Origin of the sequence: Ruegeria sp. HKCCA0235A (genome assembly GCF_013033235.1) — a bacterium.
GTDB lineage: Bacteria > Pseudomonadota > Alphaproteobacteria > Rhodobacterales > Rhodobacteraceae > Ruegeria.
The window spans coordinates 293,938-307,967 of the sequence record NZ_WQDQ01000004.1 but is presented as its reverse complement, the minus strand read 5'-3'; the positions used below and the strand labels follow the sequence as shown (position 1 = coordinate 307,967).

Annotated in this window: 20 protein-coding genes; 14 read left to right on the top strand and 6 right to left on the bottom strand. The window is 59.7% G+C overall.

The features are described 5' to 3' along the window. Positions 1–333 carry an AtpZ/AtpI family protein gene (locus tag GOW56_RS09630; RefSeq protein ID WP_170344799.1) on the bottom strand — a complete coding sequence of 111 codons (333 nt, stop codon included), beginning with the start codon at positions 331–333 and terminating at the stop codon, positions 1–3. 231 nt (positions 334–564) lie between these two features. Between GOW56_RS09630 and GOW56_RS09625 the strand changes: the two genes are divergently transcribed. After that, complete coding sequence (locus GOW56_RS09625) at positions 565–900, top strand: metalloregulator ArsR/SmtB family transcription factor (RefSeq protein ID WP_170344797.1); 336 nt, start codon at positions 565–567, stop codon at positions 898–900. On the opposite strand, the gene GOW56_RS09620 is transcribed toward GOW56_RS09625, so the two are convergent. From GOW56_RS09620 to GOW56_RS09610, 3 genes are all read right to left on the bottom strand, one after another. Beyond that, on the bottom strand, positions 897–1,310 hold the full coding sequence (locus tag GOW56_RS09620; protein ID WP_170344796.1) for a universal stress protein: 414 nt from the start codon (positions 1,308–1,310) through the stop codon (positions 897–899). The genes GOW56_RS09625 and GOW56_RS09620 overlap by 4 nt on opposite strands. A 126-nt stretch (positions 1,311–1,436) precedes the next feature. Further along, positions 1,437–2,351, bottom strand: coding sequence for a DMT family transporter (locus tag GOW56_RS09615; RefSeq protein WP_171205724.1), 915 nt, complete (start codon positions 2,349–2,351; stop codon positions 1,437–1,439). Beyond that, positions 2,348–3,226 (bottom strand): LysR family transcriptional regulator, encoded by an 879-nt coding sequence (locus GOW56_RS09610; RefSeq protein ID WP_152457042.1) that lies wholly within the window; start codon positions 3,224–3,226, stop codon positions 2,348–2,350. The genes GOW56_RS09615 and GOW56_RS09610 overlap by 4 nt, the downstream gene beginning before the upstream one ends. A 120-nt stretch (positions 3,227–3,346) precedes the next feature. On the opposite strand from GOW56_RS09610, the gene GOW56_RS09605 reads away from it, so the two are divergent. Together GOW56_RS09605 and GOW56_RS09600 are read left to right on the top strand one after the other, a co-directional pair. Continuing rightward, positions 3,347–3,928, top strand: coding sequence for an FMN-dependent NADH-azoreductase (locus tag GOW56_RS09605; RefSeq protein WP_171205723.1), 582 nt, complete (start codon positions 3,347–3,349; stop codon positions 3,926–3,928). Positions 3,929–3,998: 70 nt separating this feature from the next. Further along, entirely contained in the window at positions 3,999–4,736 is a 738-nt protein-coding gene (locus GOW56_RS09600) for an aspartate/glutamate racemase family protein (protein WP_171205722.1), read from the top strand. Here GOW56_RS09600 and GOW56_RS09595 read toward each other — a convergent pair whose 3' ends face one another. After that, positions 4,737–5,267: a prolyl-tRNA synthetase associated domain-containing protein gene (locus GOW56_RS09595; protein ID WP_171205769.1), complete on the bottom strand. Its 531-nt coding sequence runs from the start codon at positions 5,265–5,267 to the stop codon at positions 4,737–4,739. A 280-nt stretch (positions 5,268–5,547) separates the two neighbouring features. Here GOW56_RS09595 and GOW56_RS09590 point away from each other — a divergent pair, with 280 nt between their 5' ends. Continuing rightward, positions 5,548–6,072 (top strand): hypothetical protein, encoded by a 525-nt coding sequence (locus tag GOW56_RS09590; protein WP_171205721.1) that lies wholly within the window; start codon positions 5,548–5,550, stop codon positions 6,070–6,072. Here the strand turns inward: GOW56_RS09590 and GOW56_RS09585 are convergent. Further along, positions 6,069–6,956: a sulfotransferase domain-containing protein gene (locus tag GOW56_RS09585; RefSeq protein WP_171205720.1), complete on the bottom strand. Its 888-nt coding sequence runs from the start codon at positions 6,954–6,956 to the stop codon at positions 6,069–6,071. The two genes, GOW56_RS09590 and GOW56_RS09585, sit on opposite strands and share 4 nt — an antisense overlap. 251 nt (positions 6,957–7,207) lie before the next feature. Here GOW56_RS09585 and ffh point away from each other — a divergent pair, with 251 nt between their 5' ends. The 10 genes from ffh (at position 7,208) to trmD (ending at position 14,017) form a co-directional block, all read left to right on the top strand. Further along, positions 7,208–8,704, top strand: a complete 1,497-nt coding sequence (gene ffh / locus GOW56_RS09580; RefSeq protein ID WP_171205719.1) for a signal recognition particle protein — start codon at positions 7,208–7,210, stop codon at positions 8,702–8,704. Positions 8,705–8,745: 41 nt separating this feature from the next. Continuing rightward, entirely contained in the window at positions 8,746–9,258 is a 513-nt protein-coding gene (locus tag GOW56_RS09575) for a GNAT family N-acetyltransferase (protein ID WP_171205718.1), read from the top strand. Next, the gene (locus GOW56_RS09570; RefSeq protein ID WP_171205717.1) at positions 9,255–9,806 is read left to right on the top strand and encodes a GNAT family N-acetyltransferase; all 552 of its coding nucleotides are present in this window, start codon (positions 9,255–9,257) and stop codon (positions 9,804–9,806) included. Before GOW56_RS09575 ends, GOW56_RS09570 begins: the two co-directional genes overlap by 4 nt. Continuing rightward, positions 9,803–10,342: a GNAT family N-acetyltransferase gene (locus GOW56_RS09565; RefSeq protein WP_171205716.1), complete on the top strand. Its 540-nt coding sequence runs from the start codon at positions 9,803–9,805 to the stop codon at positions 10,340–10,342. Before GOW56_RS09570 ends, GOW56_RS09565 begins: the two co-directional genes overlap by 4 nt. Then, the gene (locus GOW56_RS09560) at positions 10,339–10,635 is read left to right on the top strand and encodes a chorismate mutase (RefSeq protein WP_170344783.1); all 297 of its coding nucleotides are present in this window, start codon (positions 10,339–10,341) and stop codon (positions 10,633–10,635) included. The genes GOW56_RS09565 and GOW56_RS09560 overlap by 4 nt, the downstream gene beginning before the upstream one ends. A 71-nt stretch (positions 10,636–10,706) precedes the next feature. Beyond that, on the top strand, positions 10,707–11,096 hold the full coding sequence (gene rpsP, locus GOW56_RS09555) for a 30S ribosomal protein S16 (protein ID WP_010437590.1): 390 nt from the start codon (positions 10,707–10,709) through the stop codon (positions 11,094–11,096). Positions 11,097–11,108: 12 nt separating this feature from the next. Continuing rightward, a complete protein-coding gene (bluB, locus tag GOW56_RS09550; RefSeq protein ID WP_171120327.1) occupies positions 11,109–11,744 on the top strand; it encodes a 5,6-dimethylbenzimidazole synthase in 636 nt (211 codons plus the stop codon). Positions 11,745–11,892: 148 nt separating this feature from the next. Next, on the top strand, positions 11,893–12,396 hold the full coding sequence (gene rimM, locus GOW56_RS09545) for a ribosome maturation factor RimM (RefSeq protein ID WP_171205715.1): 504 nt from the start codon (positions 11,893–11,895) through the stop codon (positions 12,394–12,396). Further along, positions 12,396–13,211, top strand: coding sequence for a hypothetical protein (locus GOW56_RS09540; RefSeq protein WP_171205714.1), 816 nt, complete (start codon positions 12,396–12,398; stop codon positions 13,209–13,211). The genes rimM and GOW56_RS09540 overlap by 1 nt, the downstream gene beginning before the upstream one ends. Then, the gene (gene trmD, locus GOW56_RS09535; protein WP_171205713.1) at positions 13,208–14,017 is read left to right on the top strand and encodes a tRNA (guanosine(37)-N1)-methyltransferase TrmD; all 810 of its coding nucleotides are present in this window, start codon (positions 13,208–13,210) and stop codon (positions 14,015–14,017) included. The genes GOW56_RS09540 and trmD overlap by 4 nt, the downstream gene beginning before the upstream one ends. The last annotated feature ends 13 nt before the right edge of the window (positions 14,018–14,030 follow it).

Sequence of the window (14,030 nt, the reverse complement as noted above, 5' to 3'; positions counted from 1 at the left end):
TCAGTCCCTCTCGTCCTTCTCGGCAGCCGATGCCGCCGTTTGTTTATCTTGAGCCTCTTTCGCGCTGCGGAGCATAACCTTCACGCCCGCGACAAGGCCCAGCAGTGTGAACAGCACCAGAAAGATCGGGATCGTCCCGAGCAGGCTGTCCAGCCCGTATCCGATGCCAAATCCGATCCCAAGACCGGAAACCATTTCGATGACCATCCGCCAGGCAAGCTCGCCCCCGGACACGTCAGCGTCCGCACGAGGTTTTGGCGCCTTGGCCTTTTTCGCCGCCTCGATCTTGGCCTCCAGCTGCGCCATACGCTGCTTTTGGTCATCATCGGTCACGGGCGTTTCCCTCGTACAGTCTTGGGCATGGTGCTAAGGCGCGGCGCGCGCAGAGTCAACGACCTTGAATGCCCTCGTTGACGCAGTCTAAAATATTGAATTTGTTATGATTTTCACAAGACCCAAGACGCGCCATTCGTTTCGATGACCGCCGTTGCACCGCCAAAGCCCTGAATCCGCATATTCAACCAAATGGTTGACCAATCCCGACGGCTATGGTTGAGCGGTCACATGTCCAACGATCTCGACACAGTCTTTGCGGCCCTCGCCGACCCCACCCGCCGCGCCATTCTGGCGATGCTGCTGGAGGATGACATGGCGGTGACGGATGTGGCCGAACCGTTCGAGATGTCGCTGGCCGCGATCTCCAAACACCTGGTCATCCTGACCAAGGCCGGTCTGATCAGTCAGGAAAAACGCGGGCGGGTAAAATGGTGCAAGCTGGAACCTGACGCCTTGCGCGCCGCCTCGGTCTGGATGCAGGGGTTCGGACAATTCGAGCCCGTCAATCTGGACGCGTTCGAGCGGTTTCTGGAAGCTGAACTGCCAAAGTCGGGCGAGGCCTAGCGCACCACAAAAACCGACATGCTGGCGTGTTTCGCCAAATACCCGGCGTGGCTGGAAAAAATGTAGTCGGTGATCCGGGGTGCGTGGGTACCGACAATGACCAGATCTGCGCCAATCTCCTCGGCAGCGCGGGTCAGATCACTGTCCACTTCCGCAGCAACGTCGACCGAATGGATTTTGCGCATGGAAACGTCGGATCCACTTTCTGCGGCCAACTGTTCGGTGAACTCTGCCAGTTCCTTGTCAATCTCGGCTTCGGTTTCCGAGGATTCACCCATATGGGCCCCGGTGACGCTGACCAGAGTGATTTTGGCCCCCTGCCATTTTGCAACTTGCGCAGCGACATCGGCCGCTTTGCGAACCTCGGGCGGTAGATGCCGGTCAACCGGCAACATGATGTGTTTGAACATGATCTCCTCCTTTAGCCTGCTGACGAAGCTAATGGAGGTGCCGCAGGGGCGCCTTGATCTGGCTCAACAAATTCCACCTCTGGAATGCATCTTGGATCTGCCATGTATTTCCAGCGCAGATGTGGCTTATTCCATGGCGCGACGAACTGGAACTGAGGGCGGGACTTCCTCTTTCAACAACATCAGCAGGGCGATGATTGTCAGCGCCACACCACCCAGGATCAAACCGGTTGGCACGCCTTTGCCCAGCGCAATCTCCCACAGAATGACCCAGCTGGGTACCAGATAGGTATAGGCCATGACCTTGGCCGACGGCAGCCGGAGTGAGGAAAACTGCACCAGCACAAAACTGGCTGCCGTTGCAAAGAACGAAATATAGAACAGGCCGATCCAGACAATAGCCGGAAGCGCAGCCCAATCGGTGGCCATCAGGTCGGACCAGCCGAACACGACCAACAACAGGCACCCGGCGACCAGCGTTCCGAAGGTGAACACCACGGCGGGCTCTCCTCGGTTCAGTTTGCGGATCATGGGCGTGTAGATCGCATGGGCGACGCAGCCCCAGAAATAGATGATTTCTCCGCCACCGATTTCAAAGGCACGGAACATCTGCCAGTCGGCCCGAAAGATCACCCATAGCGCGCCCACAGCGCCAATGCTCAGGGCCAGCGCCATGCGCGGCGTGGTGATCTGACGCAACAAGACCCACCCCGCCATGGCAGAGACAACTGGTGTCAGGGTGAACACCGCCGCCGCACTGACAGGTGGGGCGGTTTGCAACCCATAGAACATCAGGACGAAATAGGTGGCGAACAAAGCCCCGAGCACCAGATAGCGCCAAGGGGCCTGCGCGGCGCTGCGCGGCAGGCCGGTTGTCGCCAGTGCGGCCAAACCAATCACGGCAGCCGCAATCGCAAAGCGAACCGCATTCAGGGCGGCTGGCGCGATTTCGTTGGCGATCATGGACCCCAACGAAAAGCTGCCTGCCACAAGGGCTGAAAAGGCAAGCATGGCCAGATGGCCACGCATCTGCGGGCTCATGGCTGCCAGCCTTTGGCTTCTTCTTTCAGAAAGCTCAGAAAGGCCTGTACCTTGGTGGTGCGGTGCAAGTCCACGTGGGTCACCAGCCACAGATTGCCGAACCATTCCGGCAGCGGATCAATCACCTCGACCAGATTGTCGTGGCGGGCAGCCTCCCAACGGGCCATGAAGCCAATGCCGGCACCGGCCAGAACGGCCTCGCGCATGCAGAAGTTGTTGGTACAGCGGAAGGTGATGCGATCGGCGGGTACCGTCGCGCGCAACCAGCGTGTGAACGGCGCGCGGCTGGTCTCATCATCGGAACTGACGAAGTGATGGCGTGCAAAATCTTCGATTCCGGATGGCTTGCCGAACCGTTCGATGTACGAGGCGCTGGCATAAAGACCAACTTCCTCTTGCCGGAAAGGCTGGACGACATTGTCGGGTTGATCAGGGGCCGATCCGGCGCGGATCGCCACATGCGCCTCACCGTATTCCAGCCGGAACAGCCGGTCGCCCGTCAGGTATCGCACGATCAGGTCCGGATGCATCTTTTGAAACGCGGTGAGCGTCGGCACCACCAACGGGGCAAGAGACCCCAGGGAAGTCACGACCAATTCACCCGAGACATCGTCTCCGCGTCCCTTCATCCGGCCGACAAGCTGGTTGAACTGATCTTCGGTCGCCTGGGCCACACGCAACAGATCGTCGCCTGCTTCGGTCGGCGTATACCCACGGGCATGGCGCTGGAACAGTTTGACACCCAATCGCGCCTCGATCGCATCAATGTGACGGATCACGGTGGCGTGGTGAACGCCCAGAACCTCTGCCGCGCCGCTGACCGTCCCCATGCGTGCCACCTGATAGGCGGTTCTCACCTCATCCCAATTATCCATGGCAATGTCGTCACTGTGCAATTTCCAACAATAACTGTTGATGTATCCGAGTTTTGTTCATCAACGCAACAATCATATTGGGCGCAGGACAAGATTCCCCTGACCAAAAGGACTAAGACAATGACCAAAACGATCCTTCACATCGACTCATCCGCCCGCCGCGTGAACTCGACCACGCGCGATCTGTCTGACCGTGTGGTCAAGCAACTGGGCGCAGACCGCATCATCCGCCGCGATCTGGCCACCCCCCTGCCCCTGCTGACAGAAGACTGGATCGCCGCCAATTTCACCCCCGCCGAGCAGCGCGACGATCTACAGCGCGACCGGCTGGCCCTGTCGGACGAACTGGTTACCGAACTGCAAGAGGCCGACACCATCGTCATCGGCCTGCCGATCTACAACTTTTCGGTGCCTGCCGCATTCAAGGCCTGGGTCGACCTCGTGGCGCGCGCGGGCCTGACCTTTTCCTACACGGAAAACGGACCCAAAGGCCTGCTGGAAGGGAAACGTGCCATTCTGGCCATCGCATCGGGCGGTGTTCCTGTCGGATCCGAAGCTGATTTCGCCACCAATTACGCGCGCCACGTTCTGGGCTTCATCGGCATTCATGACGTCGACGTCATCGCCGCGGATCAGATGGCCGTGAACCCGGATGCGGCGCTGGAAAGTGCCCACAAGGCGGTTGCGGAGCTTGCAGCCTGATCGCCTCTGGCCAACGAGCGTGGAAACGTCCAGTCTGCATGCGAGCAAACAGGCAGACTGGATGGGCCACATGAAGAAAATCGGCATTCTGGGCGGTGTGGGCTGGGCCTCGACCGTCGATTACTACCGGGCGATTGCCGAAGGGGCCGGGCGTTATCACGCGGAACGCGGCCATGGTTCGCCTTTGCCGATCCCACCGATGACCATCGAATCCGTTACGCAGGCCAGAACGCGCGCCCTGCGCGGAGTCGCCGGTGATGAGGCAAGCTGGGCGGATTTTGACGCGGTGTTCCGCGATGCCCTGCTGACTCTCGAACGCGCCGGGTGCGATTTTGGCATTATCGCGTCCAACACCCCCCATGCGCGGCTTCACGCGATACGGCAGGGTGTCTCGATGCCGATCCTCAGCATCTTTGACGCAACCGCCGAGGCGACGGCAGGTACCGGCGCATCACGGGCTCTGGTCCTGGGAACAACCGTGACGATGCAGGCCACCAACTATTCGGATCGACTGGCCGCCGAAGGCATTGCCGCGAATGAACGGTTGCCCGAACCCGAGATTTCCCAGATGCAGGCCATGATCGACAGTGATTTCTATGGTGGTGCGTCTGACATGGCCCGCGCCCGACTGCTGGCGTTTTGCGACAAGCACGCCAGCCCCGGAACCGCCATCCTGCTGGCCTGTACCGAGCTTCCACTGGCTTTTCCCAACCACCTGGACGATCCGGTGTTCGAAGCTGACGGGCATCTGTTCGTCAACCCGTCAGCCGCGCATGTTGCCGCCGCATTGAAAGAGGCGCTGATGTAATCAGGGCAACCACGTAACCGCGCAGCCGATGCGCTCGAAAAAGGCCAGCATGTCGGCCCGCGTCAGGACCACAGTACGGTCGTTGACAAGGGGGTGCATGTAAATCACCTCGGCCTGCTGCGCCGCCGCATCCATGAAGAACCTGACATCATTCTGAACACCGTTGATCATCGCCAGCGGACTGACCGCGCCGGGGCGTATGCCGAGATTCTGAAACAGCCGGTCCGCCGAGCCGAAGGACAGGTTGCCTACGCCCAACTCGGCCCCCAAAGCTTTGAGATCAATCTCGCGACTTTGTTCCAAGGTCACCAGATAGTTGCGCTTTTTCTTGTCGCGCAGATACAGGTTCTTGACCCTCAGCGCGTTCTCTCCGGGTGTCATGAACTGGTCTTCCACCGCCTTTGCATCCTCGACCGTACGCAATGGCACATGGGTATGCAGGCGATAGGTCAGCCCCCAATCTTCCATCTGCGCAAGCAATGCGTCCGAACTCAGCGGCAAAGTGTCCTGATAGGTGGATGAAGCGTCCATGAAGCCCTCGCTTTTTTGGGGATTGCTCATCGCGCAACAAAGCTTGGAATTCAAGCGCGAGAGATACAATTGCGTGGGTGATACCCGCCCGAATGAAAATCGCGCGCATCACAGGCGCAGTCAGCGTCTGGCTTGCCGAACCTCGCCTTGACCCCGCCAACCGCACTGCCTGAGATCAAGGACGGTGCTGCCCTGGCCCTGCGCGTTTCAGCCTGATTTCACGCAAGACGGTGATGAAACAAACTGGAACAGCGTGTTGGAACGGTGCTAGCGTACCGCCATGAAAGTGACCCGAGACACCCCGAACCAACTGATCATCGCCAATACGCCCTGGTTCATCGGTATCACGTTGGTCATTTTCATTCTGGCCTTTGTCGGACCCGGTATTTTTCTGATGAGCACGGGCGGCGAAGGCATCTGGTTCGGCCTGATCTTTGCCCTTGGCGGAGGCGGTCTTGGGTTTGGTGCGTTTTGCGCTTTCGTAAGACGGGTTCAGATCATTCTGGATCGGCACAAAGACAGTATCCTGATTCGCCGCCAATCGGTTTTTGGTTATGAAGCGGTTGAACACAAACTGTCCAACCTGTCCCACGCAGAAATCGAAAGCACGACATCCCGAGGCAAAAACGGCACCTCGACGCTGTATCGCCCGGTCCTTGTTCTTGAGAAAGGCATGAGCGCGGGTCGCCATCCAATTGTCGAAGCGTTTTCCGGCGGCTCCGGCTCTCACCGGTTGGCCGAGGCGGTGAATGACTGGCTTCCATCTAAGCCCGGCCAAGACCGTCGCGCAGTCGGGACGAATTAAGAGGCCAGGCCGCGTTCCAGCCACAAGCGTTCTTCGGCTGAGACCAGCCGGGAAATGCAGGCGTCATATTGCGCCATGTCCTGCTCGGTCAGTTTGCCTTCCCACTTGTTGCTTGTGCCCGAAAAGAAGAACTGCGCAAAGTCGTGAAACCCGCTGGTGAATCCGGGGGTTTGCTCCAGACGTATGGCATTGTTTTTCATCGATCCGAAACTGCCGGCCTCGGCTATGTGCTTGACCAGATCCGAGTTAATTTCGATGTCCATGATCCGTGCAAGCCGCGCGACCTGTCCCGGAAGATCCCGGCTGAGCTCGGCATAGTGCAGAAAATGAATGTTGGGCAGGTCGCGATACATCCAAAAGGAATGGAAGTGATGAATGATCGATCTGAGGGTCAGGTTATCTGTGCCCTTGGATGACGCGGGCCGGTTCAAAAACATGTCGAAAGCTTCCGACAGATCGTCGGGGAACAGGTAATCAAGCCAGTCATGTTTCATATTCTCGACATGGCGGCGCATTGAAAAATGAACGTCAACCGGATGGCGGTGAACAACCAGATATTGCGCATTTGGCGAGAACACGATGCCATCAAGCGGGGTATGTGTCTTGATACAGCGCCGATGTCTTTGCGCGCTCAGTTCATCCGCCTGCGCGACCCGATCGCGAAAACCGCAATCAAGCCACGGTGAGACCCTGTTGTCGTACACGCTGGGGTCGGCCGTTTCGGTGATGAGCATGCGCACCAGTGTTTGCGTCCAAGTGGTGCCGCATTTGGGCGGTGTGCACACAAAGACGTCGCTGGGCCGAATCTCGAATCCGGACCATATATCGGTGTTGGTAACTTCGCCGACATAGTCGGTCGTCTTTCGCGGCAGACCATTCTTCATCGCCCCCTCCCTCAGCTTCAATCACGCAGAATAGCCCGCAATGTGACACTCACATAGCTTATCTTGACTCGCACGGCCCAGAGGCGTAGATGACGCCCCAACATCCGGAAGCCTTTCGATCTTCCGGTCCCTTGAGTCATTCAGGGATCGCCCCCCACCAGCGAGTTTCGCCCGTGGGGGCGTTTGTGCATTGACCCGTCTGCCCTTATCTATGGGGCGCCAAATCAGAACCGGCTAAGGAGGCCGCAGGCATGTTTGAAAATCTATCCGAACGCCTCTCTGGCGTCTTCGACCGGTTGACCAAACAGGGCGCCCTGTCCGAAGAAGACGTCAAAACCGCCCTGCGCGAGGTCCGCGTTGCCTTGCTTGAGGCCGACGTCTCGCTGCCGGTTGCAAGGGAATTCGTCAAGAAAGTTCAAAGCCAGGCCACCGGTCAGGCAGTCACCAAGTCGATCACCCCCGGCCAGCAGGTCGTCAAGATCGTGCATGACGCTTTGGTTGACACCCTGCGTGGCGAGGAAGACCCCGGTGCGCTGAAGATCGACAACCCGCCCGCGCCGATCCTGATGGTCGGCTTGCAGGGTTCGGGTAAGACGACGACCACCGGCAAGCTGGCGAAACGTCTGAAAGAGAAAGAGGGCAAGAAGGTCCTGATGGCCTCGCTGGACGTCTATCGTCCGGCAGCGATGGATCAGCTGGCGGTGCTGGGCACTCAGGTCGGCGTCGATACGCTGCCGATCGTTCCCGGCCAGAAACCCGTCGATATTGCCAAGCGCGCCAAGCAGCAGGCGACGCTGGGTGGTTACGACGTGTACATGCTCGACACTGCGGGTCGTCTGCACATCGACGAAGTCCTGATGGATGAGGTCGAACAGGTGCGCAACGTGGTTGACCCGCGCGAGACGCTGCTGGTCGTCGACGGGCTGACCGGGCAGGTTGCCGTTGAGGTCGCTGAAGAGTTCGACGCCAAGGTCGGTATCTCGGGCGTGGTCCTGACACGGATGGACGGCGACGGGCGCGGCGGTGCTGCCCTGTCGATGCGCGCCGTGACCGGCAAGCCGATCCGCTTTGTCGGTCTGGGCGAGAAGATGGACGCGCTCGAAACATTCGAGCCGGACCGGATCGCCGGTCGAATTCTGGGCATGGGTGACATCGTTGCCCTGGTCGAAAAGGCCCAGGAAACGATGGAGATGGAACAGACCGAGCGCATGATGAAGCGCATGGTCAAGGGTCAGTTCAACATGAACGACCTGAAGATGCAGCTGGAACAGATGATCCAGATGGGCGGCATGCAGGGCATGATGGGCATGATGCCGGGCATGGGCAAGATGGCCAAGCAGATGGATCAGGCCGGTCTGGACGACAGGATCCTGCGCCAGCAGATCGCCATGATCCAGTCGATGACCAAGCGCGAACGCGCCAACCCGCAGATCCTTCAGGCCAGCCGCAAGAAACGCATCGCGGCGGGGTCCGGGATGGAGGTCAGCGACCTCAACAAGCTGCTCAAGATGCACCGGCAGATGTCGGACATGATGAAGAAGATGGGCAAGATGGGCAAAGGCAAGATGCTAAAACAGGCCATGAAAGGCATGTTCGGCAAAGGCGGCCCCAGCCCCGAGGAGATGGCCGCAGGCATGGATCCCAAGGCGCTGGAACAGGCGGCCAAGGCCATGGGCGGCAAGATGCCCGGTCTGGGCGGCGGCATGGGTCTGCCACCAGGCCTGAGCGGGTTCGGAAAGAAAAAGTGACCCCCGCACGCTGTACCCAGCCCCCGTCCGGAAAGGCGGCGATGGCAGCAGCGCAATATCGCGCAGCCCTGCCGGTCATTCAGACCCGGCGGCTGGTACTGCGCGTGCCCACACTGGAAGACCTGCCGGTGTGGACGTCGATCTGCAAGGACAGCTTTGGCGACGCCCCGCAAGCCGCGTGGACTGAGTTTTCCTATTATACCGCGGGCTGGCTTCTGCATGGTCACGGCCTGTTCACGGTCACGCTCAAGGGTGATGATCGGGCAATTGGCTTCGTCATTCTGGGCTTGGAATGGGACGATCACGAACCGGAACTTGGCTATATGTTCGGCGCTGAACACCGGATGCAGGGCTATGCCACCGAAGCTTGCGCCGCCGTGCGTGATTTCGGATTTGACCTGCTGGGATCGGGGCAGTTCGTAAGCTATGTTTCGCAATCCAACACCCGTTCGAACGCGCTTGCCCAACGACTGGGCGCAGCGCGCGATGCCGATGCAGAAAGCGCCTTTGGGCCAACCCAGCATGTCTGGCGCTACCGCGAGGTGCAGGCATGACATTCGCGATGCCGATCCCGACGCTGGAAACCGAACGCCTGATCCTGCGCGCACCGTCCGAGGCCGACGTCGATGCGGACACCGCCTTCTTTGCAAGCGATGCGGCCGAGTTCGTCGGCGGCCCTCTGCGCAGGGATGAGGTTTGGCGGGTGCTCGCCTCGCTGCTGGGGCACTGGGCCTTGCGCGGCTATGGGTATTGGAGCGTCGATGAAAAAGACACCGGCACCTATATCGGGCGGATCGGGCTTTGGTTTCCCGAAGGCTGGCCGGAACCCGAAGTTGGCTGGACCCTGTTGAACCACGCCACCGGCAAGGGCTATGCGACCGAGGCCGCGCTGACCGCACGTGCCTACGCCTATGATGTATTGGGCTGGGAAACCGCGATCTCACTGATCGACATGGACAATCACGCCAGCAAGGCCGTGGCCAAGCGTCTGGGCGCGCAGTTCGAGTATCACTATGACCACCCCAAGTTCGGAAAATCCGAAATCTGGCGGCACCCGGCGCCCTCGGATCTGGTGAATGGCGGAATGGAGGCATACGCATGACCTCTTTCACCATTCCCACAATTGAAACCGAACGCCTGAACCTGCGCGCGCCGCATCTGGATGACCTGCCCGCGATGACCGCATTCTTCGCGACCGAGCGCAGCCATATGGTGGGCGGTCCCAGGGATGCGCGCGAATGCTGGAGCTCATTGTCGAACCGGCTGGGTCATTGGGCGCTGCGGGGTTATGGCCTGTGGCACCTGACCGAAAAGGCCCGCGGCACATTCGTTGGCTGGGCCGGAATGATCTACGTGCCGGGCTGGGCCGAACCGGAACTGGGTTGGACCCTGATGGAAGAAGCCGAAGGCAAGGGGCTGGCCTTTGAAGCCGCATCGGCTGCGCGTGATCATGCCGCCCGGCATCAGGGCCTGAACGGCGTGATTTCGTACATCGCCCATGCAAATGATCGTTCGCGCGCTTTGGCTGAACGGCTTGGTGCAACGCTGGAGCTTGAGAATGCCGAACTTCTGGGCAAGCACGCTCAGATCTGGCGCCATCCGCAGATTGACTTGACCACCGAAAGGACCGGCCAATGACCAACCCCGTGACACAGGCTGCCACGCTGTTGAAAGAGCATCGCGAAAGCATCGACAGGCTGGACGCGATCCTCGTCTATACGCTTGGCGAGCGGTTCAAGCACACGCAGGCCGTTGGCAAGCTCAAGGCCGAACACGACCTTCCCCCGTCCGATCCCTCGCGCGAAGCTGCGCAGATCGCACGGTTAGAAGACCTGGCGAATGAGGCCGACCTGGACCCCGATTTCGCCAAGGCTTTCCTGAATTTCATTATTCAGGAAGTCATCCGACACCACCGGAAGCATCAAGAGTGAACCTCCGGTTCAACAAACACCAGAACTAACCGGCACCCACGCCGGACACGCCATTCAAAGGAGATACCACCATGGCAATGAAAATTCGTCTCGCCCGCGGCGGCTCGAAAAAACGTCCTTTCTATCGCATCGTTGCGGCTGACAGCCGTATGCCGCGCGATGGCCGTTTCATCGAGAAACTGGGCACCTACAACCCGCTGTTGCCGAAAGACAGCGAAGAGCGCGTGAAAATGAACATGGAGCGCATCCAGTACTGGCTGGATCAGGGCGCACAGCCCACCGACCGTATCGCACGTATGCTGGAAGCGGCCGGTGCCCGTGACAAGGCCGAGCGCAACAACCCCAACAAGGGAACTCCGGGCAAGAAAGCCCAGGAGCGCGCCGAAGAGAAAGCCGCCAAGGCCGCTGAAGCAGCCGAAGCCGCTGCTGCTCCGGCAGAAGAAGCCGCAGCAGAAGAATAAGCAGGCGCACGCGTGCGGGATCACCCCTTTACAGACGATTTTCGCACGCAGTTCGACCTGTTGTTGCGGCTCCGGCGGGATGTGCGCCGGTTCCGCACCGATGCGATTGACGAGGCAGTGCTGGCGCGCTGCCTCGACGCATTTCGACTGGCCCCTTCAGTGGGGCTCAGCGAACCCTGGCGCGTGATCCGCGTCGAAAGCGAAGCGGCAAGGGCCGCAGCGCTGAAGAATTTTCGCACCGCCAATGACCACGCTTTGACGGGCTACTCGGGGGACAAGGCGCAGCTATACAGCAGGCTGAAGCTTTCCGGGATGCAGGAAGCGCCTGTGCAACTGGCCGTCTTCTGCGACGACAGCACCGAAAAAGGGCTGGGGCTGGGCGCCGGCACGATGCCCGAGATGCGGCGCTACTCTGTCGTGTCCGCGATCACTTTGTTCTGGCTTGCACTTCGGGTGGAAGGGCTGGGGCTGGGCTGGGTTTCCATTCTGGACCCCGACCAGATGAAGCGCGATCTGAATGTTCCTGAAACCTGGCGCCTGATCGGCTATTTCTGTGTCGGCCGGCCGGAACAGATGTCGGATACACCTGAACTGGAACAGGTCGGCTGGGAAACCCGGGCGCAGGGCCTGACGATCGAAACACGGTAAGGCCTTATGTTCGGATTGATACGACTTCCCATTCTGCTGTTGATCGCCTTTATTGTGGGCGTGTTCTTCGAGCGCAACAACCAGCGCGAAGCCTGCAACGGGCTTGGCGAATGGAGAAACGGGATATGTTTGACGACTGGGGCAGCCAATGAGTGATCTGATCTGCGTCGGCAGCATCGCGGGGGCTTACGGTGTGCGAGGCGAGGTTAGGCTGAAAAGCTTTTGCGCCGTTCCCGAAGATATCGAGACCTATTCGCCGCTGACCGATGAAGCGGGCAAAGAGCGTTATCCGGTGGTATTGACGCGCACCATCAAGAACGGATTCGCGGCCCGCCTTGGTGGCGTTGAAACCAAGGAACAGGCGGATGCCCTGAATGGTTTGCGCCTTTATGCAAGGCGCGATCAGCTGCCTTCGCTGCCCGATGATGAGTTCTACCACAACGATCTGATCGGGCTGGATGTCTATGACACCGGAGGCACCCTGCTGGGCAAGGTCAAATCGGTGCAGAACCACGGGGCCGCGGACTTGTTGGAATTGCACGGGCCGGGCCTGAAGACCACGGTTTTTCTGCCTTTCACGATGCAAGTTGTACCCACGGTGGATCTGGAACAAGGCCGTATCGTGGCCGACCCGCCCGAAGGCCTGATCTGATGCGTCGGGTCCTGCTGCATCTGGGCCTGCACAAGACAGGCATGACCGCAGCACAGTCCTTCCTCCACGAAAACCGGAAACTGATCTGGCCACGCTTCGCATTGGTTCTGCCCTACAAGACGCGCAACAGCGGCTTGAGCGAGGCGGCCACGCGTCACTCGCTTTACCGGCTGGATTCCACATTGGCGGGTTTTGGAAGCCACCTGCACGCGTTTCTGGACGATCTGGATTTCGGCGCACGCCGGGGGTTGATCCTGAGCGAAGAGAATTTCGCAGGCTTGCGCCCCAGCAGAAACAAGCGTGAAGGTTACGGCGCCGCACCGGAACTGGCGGAAACTCTGGTCAGCGTCGTGCGGCGGCGGTTCCTGGGCAATCAGACCGATATCACGATCTACATATCCTTGCGCGCCCGCGATCAATGGCTGCGGAGCCTGTGGGCCCATGACTTACAGAAATCACGCATGGTGCAGGATTTGGACACCTTTTCTTCCGACCTTGCCCATCTGCCATCCCTTCAGGAAACCGCTGACGCCGTCCGAAACCGGCTGCCATCCGTTACCGTCAGAACGGAATGGATGGAGGCGTTGCAGAATCACCGCCTTGGTGCGGGTGCGCCGTTGGCCGAATTTCTGAACCTGCCGCCCGAGCTTTCGTCACAGCTTGTCGGGCCCGCTCAGGGCACGCATGCATTTTCAGACGATGTGCTACAGGAAATCCTGGCGCTGAACCGATCCTCGCTGGACGACGCCGCCATGATCGCCCAGAAGAAAGCACTGATTCACTCCGCACAGAACGAACTGGCCCGCCAGATATGACAGAGAAACCCAGCAGATCCCATGGCCGCAAGGCGATCCGTCCTGCCCTGAAACCACGCGAGCTGATGACGCCGAGCCCTGACCTGCACGGGGTCTGGAAAGCCAAGATCATCACTCTGTTCCCGTCCGCCTTTCCCGGTGTTCTTGGCGAAAGCCTGACAGGCAAGGCCTTGCAGGAAGGGCTCTGGCAACTGGAAACAGTGGATTTGCGACAGTTCGGTATAGGCAAACACCGCAACGTTGATGACACCCCGGCCGGGGGTGGCGCCGGCATGGTTCTGCGGGCCGATGTTCTGGGTGACGCGATCGAGCATGCGATGGCAGGCGTTCAAGGGAACTGGCCGCTGATCTACCTCAGCCCGCGCGGGCGCCGCATGGATCAGCGCATGATGCAGAATCTTGCCCGTTGTGACGGCATGACCCTTCTGTGCGGTCGTTTTGAAGGCGTGGACGAGCGCGTTTTGGAACATTATGGCGTGCAAGAGGTGTCGTTGGGTGATTTCGTCATGACCGGCGGCGAAATCGCGGCACAAGCCCTGATCGATGCCACAGTACGGCTAATTCCCGGAGTGCTTGGAAATCAGGCTTCGACCGAAGAGGAAAGCTTTGCCTCGGGTCTGCTGGAGCACCCCCAGTATACCCGCCCCGCAGATTGGAAAGGGCGTCCGATCCCCGAGGTTCTGATGTCGGGCCATCATGGCCGGATCGCGGAATGGCGGCATAAAACGGCACAAGACATCACGCGCGAACGGCGTCCTGATATCTGGGCGGAATATGTCAAAGCCACATCGGAAACCCAGGACTAGACCCACTTGTTGT

Excerpts from the sequence above, each read along its gene's own strand:
- GOW56_RS09595 (WP_171205769.1), bottom strand. The coding sequence starts at position 5,267 with ATGGACGCTTCATCCACCTATCAGGACACTTTGCCGCTGAGTTCGGAC.
- GOW56_RS09570 (WP_171205717.1), top strand. The coding sequence starts at position 9,255 with ATGACATTCGCGATGCCGATCCCGACGCTGGAAACCGAACGCCTGATC.
- rpsP (WP_010437590.1), top strand. The coding sequence starts at position 10,707 with ATGGCAATGAAAATTCGTCTCGCCCGCGGCGGCTCGAAAAAACGTCCT.
- GOW56_RS09610 (WP_152457042.1), bottom strand. The coding sequence starts at position 3,226 with ATGGATAATTGGGATGAGGTGAGAACCGCCTATCAGGTGGCACGCATG.
- GOW56_RS09615 (WP_171205724.1), bottom strand. The coding sequence starts at position 2,351 with ATGAGCCCGCAGATGCGTGGCCATCTGGCCATGCTTGCCTTTTCAGCC.
- GOW56_RS09585 (WP_171205720.1), bottom strand. The coding sequence starts at position 6,956 with ATGAAGAATGGTCTGCCGCGAAAGACGACCGACTATGTCGGCGAAGTT.
- GOW56_RS09625 (WP_170344797.1), top strand. The coding sequence starts at position 565 with ATGTCCAACGATCTCGACACAGTCTTTGCGGCCCTCGCCGACCCCACC.
- rimM (WP_171205715.1), top strand. The coding sequence starts at position 11,893 with ATGAGTGATCTGATCTGCGTCGGCAGCATCGCGGGGGCTTACGGTGTG.
- GOW56_RS09540 (WP_171205714.1), top strand. The coding sequence starts at position 12,396 with ATGCGTCGGGTCCTGCTGCATCTGGGCCTGCACAAGACAGGCATGACC.
- GOW56_RS09620 (WP_170344796.1), bottom strand. The coding sequence starts at position 1,310 with ATGTTCAAACACATCATGTTGCCGGTTGACCGGCATCTACCGCCCGAG.
- GOW56_RS09560 (WP_170344783.1), top strand. The coding sequence starts at position 10,339 with ATGACCAACCCCGTGACACAGGCTGCCACGCTGTTGAAAGAGCATCGC.
- GOW56_RS09590 (WP_171205721.1), top strand. The coding sequence starts at position 5,548 with ATGAAAGTGACCCGAGACACCCCGAACCAACTGATCATCGCCAATACG.
- GOW56_RS09600 (WP_171205722.1), top strand. The coding sequence starts at position 3,999 with ATGAAGAAAATCGGCATTCTGGGCGGTGTGGGCTGGGCCTCGACCGTC.
- ffh (WP_171205719.1), top strand. The coding sequence starts at position 7,208 with ATGTTTGAAAATCTATCCGAACGCCTCTCTGGCGTCTTCGACCGGTTG.
- GOW56_RS09605 (WP_171205723.1), top strand. The coding sequence starts at position 3,347 with ATGACCAAAACGATCCTTCACATCGACTCATCCGCCCGCCGCGTGAAC.
- GOW56_RS09565 (WP_171205716.1), top strand. The coding sequence starts at position 9,803 with ATGACCTCTTTCACCATTCCCACAATTGAAACCGAACGCCTGAACCTG.
- GOW56_RS09575 (WP_171205718.1), top strand. The coding sequence starts at position 8,746 with ATGGCAGCAGCGCAATATCGCGCAGCCCTGCCGGTCATTCAGACCCGG.
- trmD (WP_171205713.1), top strand. The coding sequence starts at position 13,208 with ATGACAGAGAAACCCAGCAGATCCCATGGCCGCAAGGCGATCCGTCCT.